At 63.4% G+C, this 12868-nt stretch carries 10 protein-coding genes; 7 read left to right on the plus strand and 3 right to left on the minus strand.

Features of this window, described 5'->3' with window-relative positions; genetic code table 11:
* Positions 1-11: 11 nt before the first annotated feature.
* The 3 genes from OQE62_RS03785 to OQE62_RS03795 form a co-directional block, all read right to left on the minus strand.
* Positions 12-878, minus strand: a complete 867-nt coding sequence (locus tag OQE62_RS03785) for a hypothetical protein (protein WP_265720662.1) — start codon at positions 876-878, stop codon at positions 12-14.
* 178 nt (positions 879-1056) lie between these two features.
* Positions 1057-2397 carry a Na+/H+ antiporter NhaC family protein gene (locus OQE62_RS03790; RefSeq protein ID WP_265720663.1) on the minus strand — a complete coding sequence of 447 codons (1341 nt, stop codon included), beginning with the start codon at positions 2395-2397 and terminating at the stop codon, positions 1057-1059.
* Positions 2398-2535: 138 nt separating this feature from the next.
* Positions 2536-3462, minus strand: a complete 927-nt coding sequence (locus OQE62_RS03795) for a LysR family transcriptional regulator (RefSeq protein ID WP_265720664.1) — start codon at positions 3460-3462, stop codon at positions 2536-2538.
* A gap of 168 nt (positions 3463-3630) precedes the next feature.
* Here OQE62_RS03795 and OQE62_RS03800 point away from each other — a divergent pair, with 168 nt between their 5' ends.
* The 7 genes from OQE62_RS03800 to OQE62_RS03830 all read left to right on the plus strand — a co-directional run bounded on the left by OQE62_RS03800 (position 3631) and on the right by OQE62_RS03830 (position 12785).
* Positions 3631-5607, plus strand: coding sequence for a ligand-gated channel protein (locus OQE62_RS03800; RefSeq protein WP_265720665.1), 1977 nt, complete (start codon positions 3631-3633; stop codon positions 5605-5607).
* Positions 5608-5736: 129 nt separating this feature from the next.
* Entirely contained in the window at positions 5737-6336 is a 600-nt protein-coding gene (locus OQE62_RS03805; RefSeq protein ID WP_265720666.1) for a PepSY-associated TM helix domain-containing protein, read from the plus strand.
* A gap of 15 nt (positions 6337-6351) precedes the next feature.
* Entirely contained in the window at positions 6352-6885 is a 534-nt protein-coding gene (locus OQE62_RS03810) for a DUF2271 domain-containing protein (RefSeq protein WP_265720667.1), read from the plus strand.
* A 126-nt stretch (positions 6886-7011) separates the two neighbouring features.
* Positions 7012-7845, plus strand: coding sequence for a DUF4198 domain-containing protein (locus OQE62_RS03815; protein ID WP_265720668.1), 834 nt, complete (start codon positions 7012-7014; stop codon positions 7843-7845).
* Between the two features lie 3 nt (positions 7846-7848).
* On the plus strand, positions 7849-9339 hold the full coding sequence (locus tag OQE62_RS03820; protein WP_265720669.1) for a sulfite reductase flavoprotein subunit alpha: 1491 nt from the start codon (positions 7849-7851) through the stop codon (positions 9337-9339).
* 62 nt (positions 9340-9401) lie between these two features.
* The gene (locus tag OQE62_RS03825) at positions 9402-10289 is read left to right on the plus strand and encodes a dienelactone hydrolase family protein (RefSeq protein ID WP_265720670.1); all 888 of its coding nucleotides are present in this window, start codon (positions 9402-9404) and stop codon (positions 10287-10289) included.
* A 336-nt stretch (positions 10290-10625) separates the two neighbouring features.
* On the plus strand, positions 10626-12785 hold the full coding sequence (locus OQE62_RS03830; RefSeq protein ID WP_265720671.1) for a prolyl oligopeptidase family serine peptidase: 2160 nt from the start codon (positions 10626-10628) through the stop codon (positions 12783-12785).
* The last annotated feature ends 83 nt before the right edge of the window (positions 12786-12868 follow it).

The raw sequence follows: 12868 nt of genomic DNA on the forward strand, positions 1-12868 counted from the left end.
GGTGGCACCTCTCAGATATCGTTGCGCAGGATGATGTCGAGATTGAAGCACTTGCGCCGGCTCTGGTTGTGGCTGAGTGGCTCGCCGTCGCGGGTGCGGGCGTCGTCGTAGAACCAGAGCCTGCCGGCGGCGTTCTGGGAAGAGCAGTTCAGGAAGCCGTCGGAGCAGCTGTCCAGCCATTCCTGGGTCACTTCCAGTCCCACATTCTCCGCATAGCCACCGCAGTAGCTGTCCGAATCCACTATCGAACTCTCCACATCGGTGCCCACCACATTCCAGAAGCCGACGGGCAGCGACGGCCGGCCGCCGGTGCCCAGCAACCAGTTCTGGTTGTAGTGTTCCATCCAGCCGGTCTGCTGCATTTCCACCGCGTCGTTCTGGTAGCCCAGCAGCCAGCCCACTGCGGCCTCGAATGCATTGCCGGCCATTACCGCATCCGCCAGCGGCGTGCCGGCACTGGAGGCCGCCACGGCGTTGACCCAGCGGGTGTTGTCGATAATGGTCGGGTAGCGGCTGTCCCAGGTGGGGTTGGACAGGATCCAGCGCATGACATTGCCGCCGTTGGAGTGGGTGACCACCACCAGGTCGTCGATATTGCGGCTGGTGATGAAATCGTACAACTGTGTCGCCAGGCATCCCGACGCGGCGTCGTCCCACATGTACTGCTCGAAATTGCAGTTGACGACCAGCAGGTTGTCACCGTCGGGCAGCCCCTGGCGCACGGATTCCACCATTTCCGGGGTCCAGTAATCGCTGTAGGCGTCCGACTGGTTGCCGGTGCCGTGGACCATAGCCAGCCCGGTCTCGGCGAGGGCAGCGCCCGGCAGGGCGAGCAGCAGTGCCAGGCTCGGTAGCAGGGTTCTGGTTTTTATTTGCAATGTATTCACCTTCTTTATTGGTTTTATGGTTTGGAATAACAACAGGTGAATCGTAAATGCGAAAAGGAGACAGAAAGGTTTCAGGTGTCGCGGGATAAAAAATTTCTGGCGCCGAATTCCAGCATTTGCGCGACCGTCCGGTCCGCCTGGGGGAAAGTGTGCGCGAGTTCCGGAATCGTCAGGGAGAGGAGCCGGTCACGGGGGCAGCATTCTGGCCGGCTGGTAGACTGAAAAAAATTGAAGCCAGTGCAGCCAGGCCCAGTATCCAGCAGTACTGTATATGTCCCACCAGCGCCAGCGGCGAGACGGATGCCAGGGAGGATACCAGCAGTACCTGGGCGCCGTAGGGCAGCAGCCCCTGTACCGAGCAGGAAAAGATATCCAGCAGGCTGGCACTGCGCCTTGGATCCACCCGGTAGCGCGCGGCGATATCTTTTGCCAGGCCGCCGGTCAGCAGAATGGCGACGGTATTGTTGGCGGTGCAGATGTTGGTGGCGGCCACGGCAGTGCCGATACCCAATGCGCCGGTAACCGGAGCCTGCGCTTTTTCGCCGCGCAGCCGGGCGATACGGTCGATGCCGTTGGCCAGCCAGGCGAGGCCGCCGCCGGATTTCATCATTGCGCCCAGGCCGCCGATCAGCAGCGACAGGATCATTATTTCCTGCATGCCGCTGTAGCCGTCGTAGATATCCTGCGACAGCGCCGCCAGGCTGTAGTCCGGTTGCAGTCCCAGGCCGATGGCGCCGGCCAGCAGGATACCGGTAAACAGCACCAGCAACACATTGACGCCCAGTACTGCCAGTACCAGCACGGCGGCGTAGGGCAGCGCGCGGACCAATTCGTAATCCCCCTGTGCCGGCACCGCCGCGCTGTCCCCTGCAAAATACAGCCACACCAGTGTGACCAGCGCCGCGGGCAGGGCGATGCGGAAATTCATGCGGAATTTGTCCCGCATCTCCACGCCCTGGGTGCGGGTGGCGGCGATGGTGGTGTCGGAGATGATCGACAGGTTGTCCCCGAACATGGCCCCGCCCACCACGGTGCCCAGCGTCAGCGGCATCGACAGCGCCGTGGCATCGGCGACGCCGATTGCGACGGGCGCAATCGCAGCGATGGTCCCCACGGAGGTGCCCATGGCGGTGGCGACAAAGGCGGTGACGACGAACAGGCCCGGCAGTACCAGCGCCGGGGGAATCACACTGAGGCCGAAATGCACCGTCGCCTCCACGCCGCCGATGGCCTCGGCAACGCTGGCGAAGCCGCCGGCCAGCAGATAGATCAATACCATGGTGACGATGGTGTGATCGGCCACACCGCGGACAAACGTCTCGATGCGCCCGTTCAACGGGCCGCGGGCCAGCAGTATCGCCAGTGCAACGGCCGGCAGTATCGCCACCGGTGCGGAGATCCGGTAGAAGGCCATCTCCACTCCCTGCGCCGAATACCAGAGGCCGCTGCCGACAAACAGGGCGAGAAACAGTCCCAGGGGGAGAAGGGCGAAGGGAGAGGCTTTGGCCATGGGCACCGCTCTGGCTTGCAGCTGAACAACGAAAAAGGGGCGCGATTATAAAGGGTGCCCGCAGGGCGACCAATAATTCTTTGGCGGTGCCGGCAAAGGTCCGGTTATATGGCTTTCAGCCCGCGCGGAGCGGGCGGTTCACGCGGGCACTTCGGCCGTCCGGCGATCGCCCCGCCAGTCTTTTGGTACGCTGCCGCGGATATGCTCGAGAAAGGCGCGCACCCGCCGCGGCTGGCGGCCGTGGGAATAGAGCAGCCACACCGACCGCGCCGGTCCCTGCCAGTCCGGCAGGCAGCGCTGCAGGGTGCCCGGGTGGGCGCGCGAGCGCAGGGCCACCTGCCAGTCCGGCATCAGGCCGAGGCCGCGGCCGCGGACGATGGCGTCGCCCTGGATGGTGTACTGGTCCACGCGGATGCAGGAGGGTTGCAGCGCGACCGGATAGGTGCCGTCGGTTTGGTGGTGCAACAGCAGTCCCTGCTCGCCCTCGCCGAGCATATCCACCCAGTCGTGATCCGCCAGCTCCCGCGGGTGCGCCGGCACGCCGCGGTGGCGGAAGTAGTCCGGGTGGGCGTAGACCCCCTGGCTCAGGCTGCCGAGGGGTTCCTGTCGCAGGCCGCGCCCGGCCGCCGATCCCAGCCAGAGATAGACCCGATCCTCCGGGCCTCCCGCAGGTTCCTCCATCTGTGTCTGCAGGCTCACCCGCACCCGCGGATACTGCGCCATGAAGGCCTCCACCACGCCGGCGAGCCAGCCGCGGATAAAGGCCTCGTGGGAATGTAGCAGCAATTCGCCGCTGACTTTACCGTGCAACTCGTCCAGCTCCTGGCGGCCTCGCTCGGCGAGTTTCAGTATCTCGCGGCAGTAGCGGTAGTAGATGCGGCCCGCCTCGGTGGGAATCAGGCGGTTGCTCTCCCGCCGCAGCAGCGACTGTCCCAGGGAGATCTCCAACTGCCGGATGCGCCGGCTCAGGGTGGACTTGGACAGGTCCAGTTCCCGCGCAGTGGCGGTCAGGCTGCCGGAGCGGATCACCGCGGCAAATACGTTCAGCTCTCTCAGATCGTGCAAGGGCTACCTCCATCACCTGCGGGCCAATCCGCACCCCGACAGTCTGCCCGAAACCGCGTTGCATGAATCGCAACGCCATGTTCGGCATCTTACTCTATTTACCGCTAATGAGAAACATTATCATTCGTGCCAAGTTTGATAACGACAAGACGACAAGGAGTTACGGATATGGTCGCTCGGGCCTCCCTGCACAGGCATTCTCTATTGCAGCCGCTGCTGCTGGCTTCAGCCGTGGCCGCCGCGCCGGCGCTGGCGGCGGAAACCGGTGAAGTGGAAAATATCGTGGTCACCGCCTCCGGCCACGAACAGGCGCTGGTGGATGCGCCGGCGTCGATCAGCGTGATCGACCGCGAGAAATTGCAGCAGCGCGCTTACCGGGATGTCACCGATGCACTGAAAGACCTGCCCGGGGTGATCATCACCGGTGGCGAGTCCGGCGGCGACAGTGCCGATATCAGCCTGCGCGGCATGCCCGCCGGCTACACGTTGTTGCTGGTGGATGGCAAGCGGCTGTCCGGCCGCGAAAGCCGCCCCAACAGCGATGGCCCGGGCGAGGAGCAGAACTGGCTGCCGCCGGTGGAGGCCATCGAGCGTATCGAGGTGGTGCGCGGCCCCATGTCCACGCTCTACGGTTCCGATGCGATCGGCGGCGTGATCAATGTCATCACCCGCAAGGTGCCGGAACAGTGGGGCGGCAGTGTGCAACTGGACAGCATCATCCAGGACAACAGCGCCTCCGGGGACACGGCCCAGGGCAATTTCCACCTGAGTGGCCCGCTGGTGCAGGACAAGCTGAGCCTGCAGCTCTACGGTCGCAAGTACCGGCGCGATGAAGACGACATCATCAACGGCTACAACGAAAGCGACGTACAGAGCTTTACCGGCCGCCTCGCCTATACGCCCGGTGAGAATCACGAAATCCTGCTGGAGACCGGCACCACCGAACAGGAGCGCACTTCGCTGATGGGGAAATCCGGCCCCACCGAGGGTTGCCGCGGCGGCTGTAGCGATTCCTTCAACGAGTACAACCGCGATTTCATCTCCCTCACCCACAACGGGCGTTTCCAGAGTGGCAATCTCAGTTCATTCGTACAGCGGGAGGTTACCGAAAATATCGGCCGCCAGATGGAGATCGCCAACCTGGTGGCCAAGAGCAGCTACGTGATGCCCCTGGGCGACCACACCATGACACTGGGCGCCACCTATGAAGCGGAAGAGCTGGACGATTTTACCTCCAACCAGATATCCGATCGCACTCACATCGAGAGCTCCCGCTGGGCCCTTTTCGGCGAGGATGAATGGGCGTTGACCGAGAGCTTCGCCCTGACCGCCGGCGTGCGCCTGGATGATGACGAGAATTTCGGCAGCCACGCCAGCCCGCGCCTCTACGGGGTGTGGAGGATGGCGGATCGCTGGACCCTGAAGGGTGGCGTCTCCACCGGCTACAATGCACCCGGCCTGCGCCACCTGACTGCCGACTGGGGGCAGGTCAGCCGCGGCGGCGATGTTTACGGCAACCCGGACCTGGAACCGGAAACCTCGGTCAATCGGGAACTGGCACTACACTTTCAGGGGAACGACGGTTTCAGCGCCGGCATGACCCTGTTCCACAATGACTTCGAAGACAAGATCAGCCGCATCGACTGTCCCGAAGATATCTGTGATGCCGGCCCCAACCAGTTCGGCTCCCTGCCCACCTATCGAATCAATGTCGACGAAGCGGTGACCCGCGGTGGCGAAATCTCCGTGGCCGCCGAATTGGCGGACAACTTCAAGGTCAACGCCAGTTACACCTACACCGACTCCGAGCAGAAGACCGGCGAATACCGCGGTGAACCGCTGACGCAATTGCCGAAGAACATGGCTTCCGTCAGCACTGACTGGCGCGTCGGCGATGCGTTGAGCCACTGGCTGCGCATCACCTACCGCGCTGAGGAGAGCCAGCCGACAACCGGGCCGTCCAGCAGCTCACTGATCGCTCCGTCCTATACATTCGTCGACACCGGTCTCAATTACGCTCTGTCTGAAAGCGCGAAACTGAAAGCGGGGATCTACAACCTGCTGGACGAGGATGTGACCTACGACGAGTACGGTTTCGTTGCCGATGGCCGCCGCTACTGGCTCGGTCTCAGTTACCGTTTCTGATTGCGGGGGACCGCAACAGGTTGTCGCGGGCCCGCGCGGAAAATTCGCCACCGCCCGCGGCAACTTCAGTCAATAACGAGCACTGCATATTAAGCCGATCGGTGTGGCAGTTTGAGAGGCGGGAGTACAGTGACTTTTTCTTGGGGAACGGTTCGCCAGTGGCACTGGATGAGTTCGGCAGTATGCCTGGTGGGCATGCTGCTTTTTGCCGTCACCGGTATCACCCTCAACCACGCGGCGGAAATCCCGGTGGAGCCGGAAGTCGTCAGCCACGAAGGCACGGTGCCGGAGCAATTGCTGCGCGACTGGCAGCCGTCCGCCGGCGAAACTCCACAGCTCCCCGCGGCGGTTCTGGACTGGCTGGCAGCGGAGTACGGAATTCATATACCGGGTGGACACGCCGGCGAATGGGACAGCGGCGAGTTCTACCTGGCCATGCCGCGCCCCGGCGGCGACGCCTGGCTGGCGTTGATACCGGAGACCGGCGAACTGATTTACGAGAGCACCGACCGCGGCTGGATCGCCTATCTCAACGACCTGCACAAGGGTCGCGACAGCGGTGCCGTGTGGAAATGGTTCCTGGATATTTTTGCGATCGCCTGCATCGTGTTTTGCCTGACGGGGTTCTGGCTGCTGTGGCGGCAGTCGTCGCGCCGCGTGTCCACCTGGCCGGTCACCGCCCTGGGGGTGTTGATTCCGCTGGTGATCGCGCTGGTTTTTATTCATTGAGAAGGAAGTAGAAATATGCGGATGAAACACGCCGGAAAATTCAGGGCCATTGCCCTGCTGGCGACACTGCTCGCCAGCGGCTGGGTCCAGGCCCGGAGCCTGCAGGTAAGCATCGAAATTCCGCGCCTGAACGTGGCGGAATACCACAACCCCTATGTGGCCGTGTGGCTGGAAGATGACTCCCGCAGGGCCACCCAACTCGCCGTCTGGTACGACGTCGGCATGCGCAACAGTGAGGGCCGGAAATGGCTCAAGGACCTGCGCCAGTGGTGGCGCCGTGGCGGCCGCGCCATGGACATGCCGGTGGACGGCATCACCTCCGCCACCTACGGCCCCGGCGAGCACACATTGAAAGTGGCGCTCGGGCGGGAGGAACTGGCGGCACTGGAGCCCGGCGACTACCGCCTGCGGGTGGAAGCCGCGCGGGAAGTCGGCGGCCGCGAACTGGTGAATATCCCGCTGACCTGGCCGCTGGATCAATCAGCGCTGCCACTCACCGGTAAAGGCGAGTCCGAACTGGGCAGTATCCGGGTGACCCTGGTCGACTGAGAGATAGCCCGGATTCTTATTCCGCGTCGGGTGCGCCGCGCGCACCGGCCGGTTCGCGGAAGCGGATTCGGCCCATATCGGTGCGCACGGCGCACCCTACCATTTAACTTGACAAGGAGAGATCCGATGAAAAAAAGCACACTCGCAAAAGTCCTGTTGGCCGTAGCGGTTACCGCCGGCACCGCCATGCAGGCCCAGGCGCACCGCGTCTGGATTCTGCCCAGCTCTACAGTACTGTCTGGCGAGGACCCCTATGTCACCTTCGACGCGGCTGTCTCCAATACCATCTTTTTCCCGGATTTTGTCGGCCTGAGTGTCGGTGACCTGCAGGCCCGGGGTCCCGGCGGTGAAGAGGTTGCCCTGGAGAATGCCAGCAAGGGCAAATACCGCACCACCTTCGACCTGCAGCTGAAACGGGAGGGCACCTACAAGGTGAGCCGCGCCTCGGCCGGCCTGCGCGCCTTCTGGAAAGACGCCGAGGGCGAGCGCCATATGTGGCCGGGCCGCGGCGAAAGCGCCGACGACTCCGAGTTCGATACCGCTGTGCCGAAAGATGCGAAGGACCTGCGTGTATTCCGCGGCTCCCGCCGTATCGAGACCTTCGTTACCGCCGGCCAGCCCAGCGACGAGATTTTCGCCCCTACCGGCGTGGGCCTGGAGCTGGTGCCGGTCACCCACCCGAACGATCTCTACACCGGTGAAACGGCGCAGTTCAAACTGCTGATCGACGGCGAACCGGCCAAAAATGCCGAGGTGGTACTGATCGCCGGCGGCAGCCGCTACCGCGACAGCCAGGGCGAGATTACCGCGAAATCCGATGCCGAGGGCCAGTTCAGCGTTACCTGGCCATCCGCAGGTCGCTACTTTATGGAAGCCAAGTACGAGGACGACAGGGCAGCCGCCCCGGCCACCGGTCGCCGCGGCCAGTACTCCGCCACCTTCGAAGTACTGCCGCTGTAAGCCGTGACGGAGTTCCAGCGAACCGCACTGGCCGCGGCGGCCGTCATCGCCTGGCTCGGCTGGTGCCTGTGGCTGTACTGGCGGGGGCGGCGCGCTGACGCGGCCGGGTCCGCCGACGGTGTCGCGCTGGTGGCCTACGCCAGCCAGGGCGGTACCGCGGAGACCCTGGCCCGGAAGCGGGCCCGAGGTCTCGAAACCCAGGGCGAGGTGCAACTGCTGCCGCTGAACCGCGTATCGCGCGAGACGCTGCTGTCCACGCGCCGGGCGCTGTTCGTGGTCAGTACCTACGGCGACGGCGAAGCGCCCGACAACGGCCAGCGCTTTGCCCGCAGCTACCTGAACGGCGCGGCGGGGCAGTCGCTGGACCTGTCACACCTCTCCTATTCGGTGGTCGCCCTCGGCGACCGGACCTACGCCAACTTCTGCGCCTTCGGCCAGGCTGTCTACGAAGGGCTCGCCGCCATGGGCGCCCGGGCACTCGAGCCGCTGGTGCGGATCGACAGCGGTGCCCCGGAGCCAATCCGGAATAGCGCTCCCGCCCCGGCGCCGGTTTCCGGCAACGCCGGCACGCAAGCGACGGAGATTCACTGGCAACTGACAGACCGGCAACGGCTCAATGCCGGTAGCCCGGGCGATCCCCTGTACCGGCTCGTGTTGCGGGCGTGTGGCCCGTCGCCCGCCTGGCGGGCCGGCGATGTGCTGGTTGTGCGACCCCGCCGGGCCCGGCAACAGGTGGATCGGTGGCTCGAGCGGCAGGGACTGGACGGCTCAACCTGGGCCCGCGTCGGCGATCGCACCCGCCCCCTGGCCGAATGGCTCAGTGAGCGACAACTGCCCGGGCGAGTGGAAGAGCCCGGGGCGCTGTTGCGCGGCGAATTTGCCGACTGGCCGCTGCTGCCGCAGCGCGAATACTCGGTGGCGTCGAGGCCGGAGGAGGGCAGGCTGATACTGCTGGTGCGCCGGCAACTGGATGGACAGGGGCACCCCGGGCTGGGTTCCGGCTGGCTCACCCGGCACTGCCCGAGTGGCGATTTTGTTATCGGCCATATCCGCACGAACACCAATTGCCACACCCCGGATCACCGCCGCCCGATTCTGCTGGTGGGCGCGGGCAGCGGCCTGGCGGGCCTGCGCGCCCAGCTCGCCGAGCGGGCCCTGTGTGGAAACCCCGGTAAAGCCTGGCTGCTCTACGGAGAGCGCTGCCCCGACTCGGACCGCCACCTCGCCGACGAAATAGCGGCGTGGCGGGAGAGCGGGATGCTCGCCCGTTGCGACCGGGTTTTCTCCCGCGACGGCGGAGGCTATGTGCAGCACCTGCTGGAGCGCGAGGCGGAAGAACTGATATCGTTTATTTCCCGCGGTGCCGATATCTACGTCTGTGGAAGTAAAAACGGCATGGGGGAGGGGGTTCACGCCGCACTGCAGAGAATACTGGGAAGTGCCGAAGTGCAAAGCATGCTGGATTCTGGGCGCTACCGGCGGGATCTCTACTGAAACGCACCCATCGAGCCTGCGGACAGTCCTTTGGACAACCACAATTTCAGAAGGAGTGGACCATGTGTGACGAACGGACCGACAAAGACGCGGAAGCCTGGTTCCGCAGCGCTGGAATAAACCGCCGCGATTTCGGCAAGCTCGGACTGGGGGCCGCCGTGGCCGCGATGCTGCCGCTGGGAGCGCGGGCACAGGGCCTGGTGGAATCGGACGTGACGGTGAAAACCCCCGATGGCGAAGCCGACTGTTTCTTCGTGCATCCGGAGAAGGGGCGCTACGCCGCAGTGATCATGTGGCCCGATATTTTCGGCATGCGCCCCGCCTTTCGCCAGATGGGCAGGCGCCTCGCCGGGTTGGGCTATGCGGTACTGGTGGTCAATCCCTACTACCGGACCATGAAGGGGCAACTGGTGCCGGACGACGCAACGGTGATCGGCCCCGAGTTGCGCAAGGAGATTTTCCCCAAAGCCCGGGAACAGGCCGGCACCCTGTCACCGGCGACCTGCGTCACAGATGGTCGCGCCTTCGTAAAATATCTCGATCGACAGCCCTCGGTGGACACCGGGCGCAAAATCGGAACCGCCGGCTACTGCATGACCGGCTCCTACACCTTCCGCCTGGCAGCGGACATGCCGGAACGCATCGGCGCCGGTGCCTCTTTTCACGGTGGCGGTCTCGTCACCGACCGGGAAGACAGTCCCCATCGGCTGGTACCGGAAATCGGGGCCGGCTTCCTGGTGGCGATCGCGGAGAACGACGACGAACGCTACCCGGAGGCCAAGAGCAAATTGCGGGAGGCATTCGAGAACAGCGGCGCGCAGGCCGAGATCGAAGTCTACGACAATGCCATGCACGGCTGGTGCCCGCCGGACTCCATGGCGTACAACCGGGAGCAGGCAGAGCGCGCCTGGAGCCGGATGCAACTGTTGTTCGAGAAGCATCTCGCCTGACACACACCGCTGACCAATTGCCGGTCTCTCCCCCCCGCCCCGCTCAGGGTGCGCCCTGCGCACCGGTCCATGTCTTGCTATTTGCGCGAATAAGCGTTCTGCTATGTCTAGTGTGCCGTACGGGAAGTTCGCAAACAGTTCGCTGCGCCAAAGCGCCCAGCTCTGCGTTGAAAGCTTGAAATAACGCTGCTATTCCAGCGCTTTCTCGCCTTGATCTGAGCGCTTTGGCTGTGCTCCTTTGTTCGCGAACTTCCCGCACGGCACACTGGCGGAGAGGCCCGGAGTGGTCTCCCTTGCCCGATAATCTTAAAAGAACGCTTTATTAAGGTAGGACCGATGAAAAAGCTAACCTTCCTGGCCATGGCCGCTGCACTGGCGGCCTGCTCCGGGGGCAACCCGGACAATGAACCGTCCGCGGACGCCGCCGTTGAGCCCCAGTCCGTCGATATCCAGTATCCACAGACCCGCAAGGGCGATGTGGTGGACACCTATTTCGGCACCGAAGTGGCGGATCCCTATCGCTGGCTGGAAGACGACCGCAGCGAGGAGACCGGCGAGTGGGTGGAGGCCCAGAACCAGGTGACTTTCAAATACCTGGAGGCGATTCCGTATCGCGACAGCCTCAAGGAGCGCCTGGAGGCGCGCTGGAACTATGAGAAGGTCAGCCGGCCTTTCCGCGAGGGAGAGTACACCTACTTCTACCGCAACGACGGCCTGCAGAACCAGTATGTGGTCTGGCGCAAAAAGGGCGATGGCGAGGCGGAGGTCTTCCTGAACCCGAACAAATTCAGCGAGGACGGCACTACCTCCCTGGCCTCCCTGGAATTTTCGAAGGATGGCAGCATCGCCGCCTATTCCATTTCCGAGGGCGGTAGCGACTGGCGCAAGATCATCGTCATCGATGCCGAAACCGGTGAGAAACTGGAAGAGCCGCTGGTGGATGTGAAGTTCTCCGGTATTTCCTGGAAGGGCAACAATGGCTTCTATTACTCCAGCTACGACAAGCCGGAAGGCAGCGAGCTGTCCGCGAAAACGGATCAGCACAAGCTTTACTACCACAAACTGGGCCAGCCCCAGACCGAGGACCGGCTGGTGTTCGGCGGTACCGAAGAGCAGAAGCGCCGCTATGTACAGGGCAGTGTGACCGAGGACGATCGATACCTGGTGATCGCCGGCGCCAACTCCACCTCCGGCAACGACCTGTTTATCCGCGATCTGACCGAAAAAAAGTCACCGCTGGTGCCGGTGTTGACGGATTTCGATTCGGATACCCGGGTTATCGACAATGTCGGCAGCAAGCTCTACCTGGTGACCAACCGCAATGCCCCCAACAAGAAAGTCGTGACCGCGGATGCGGCCGCGCCGGGGCCGGAAAAGTGGGATACCTTTATCCCGGAAACGGAAAATGTACTGACTGCCTCCACCGGCGGTGGCTATTTCTTTGCCGAGTATATGGTCGATGCCCTGTCGAAAGTTTACCAGTACGACTACAGCGGTGAGCGGGTGCGGGAGATCGAACTGCCCGGTCCGGGCAGTGCCTCCTCCATCGGCGGCAAGCGGGAGGAGGAAACCCTCTATTACTCCTTCACCAACTACAAAACCCCCTCCACGCTGTTTTCCTTCGATGTGGACAGCGGTGAATCCAGTGTCTACCACAAGTCCGGTGCGGACTTTGACAGTGACCGTTACGAGTCCAGGCAGGTTTTCTACAAGTCCAAGGACGGCACCAGGGTGCCGATGATGATCTCCTACAAGAAAGGCACCGAGCTGGACGGTGAGAACCCGACCATCCTCTACGGCTACGGCGGCTTCAATATCAGCCTGACCCCGTCCTTCAGCATTGCCAATGCGGTGTGGCTGGAGCTGGGCGGTGTCTACGCAGTGCCAAACCTGCGCGGCGGCGGCGAGTACGGTAAAAGCTGGCACAGGGCCGGCACCAAACTGCAGAAGCAGAATGTGTTCGACGACTTTATCGCCGCGGCCGAATACCTGATCGACAACAAATACACCTCCAGCGACTACCTGGCGGTGCGCGGCGGTTCCAACGGCGGCCTGCTGGTGGGTGCTGTGATGACCCAGCGGCCGGACCTGTTCGAGGTCGCACTGCCGGCGGTGGGCGTCATGGATATGCTGCGTTACCACACCTTCACCGCTGGCGCCGGCTGGGCCTACGACTACGGCACCGCTGAGGACAGCGAGGAGATGTTCGAGTACCTGAAGGGCTATTCGCCGGTACACAATGTGGAGGCGGGCGTGCAATACCCGGCGACGCTGGTGACCACCGCCGATCACGACGACCGCGTGGTGCCGGCGCACTCCTTCAAGTTTGCCGCCGAACTGCAGTCCAAGCAGGCGGGCACTGCGCCCACGCTGATCCGTATCGAGACCAAGTCCGGTCACGGCGCCGGCACGCCGGTATCCAAGCAGATCGAGCAGTACGCGGATCTCTTCAGCTTTGCGCTCTACAATATGGAGGTGAAAAGCCTGAGTCTCTGAGAGCGTTTTCCCATAAAAAAGCCGGCGCAATTGCGCCGGCTTTTTTTATGTGCGCCAGGCATGGCGCGTAGCGCCGTGACTGG

This window comes from Microbulbifer halophilus (assembly GCF_026183675.1).
GTDB classification, from domain to species: domain Bacteria; phylum Pseudomonadota; class Gammaproteobacteria; order Pseudomonadales; family Cellvibrionaceae; genus Microbulbifer; species Microbulbifer halophilus.

What these genes read in the sequence shown, in the direction of transcription:
- OQE62_RS03790 (WP_265720663.1), bottom strand. Translation starts at nt 2,397, where the DNA reads ATGGCCAAAGCCTCTCCCTTCGCCCTTCTCCCCCTGGGACTGTTTCTC.
- OQE62_RS03800 (WP_265720665.1), top strand. Translation starts at nt 3,631, where the DNA reads ATGGTCGCTCGGGCCTCCCTGCACAGGCATTCTCTATTGCAGCCGCTG.
- OQE62_RS03810 (WP_265720667.1), top strand. Translation starts at nt 6,352, where the DNA reads ATGCGGATGAAACACGCCGGAAAATTCAGGGCCATTGCCCTGCTGGCG.
- OQE62_RS03815 (WP_265720668.1), top strand. Translation starts at nt 7,012, where the DNA reads ATGAAAAAAAGCACACTCGCAAAAGTCCTGTTGGCCGTAGCGGTTACC.
- OQE62_RS03825 (WP_265720670.1), top strand. Translation starts at nt 9,402, where the DNA reads ATGTGTGACGAACGGACCGACAAAGACGCGGAAGCCTGGTTCCGCAGC.
- OQE62_RS03830 (WP_265720671.1), top strand. Translation starts at nt 10,626, where the DNA reads ATGAAAAAGCTAACCTTCCTGGCCATGGCCGCTGCACTGGCGGCCTGC.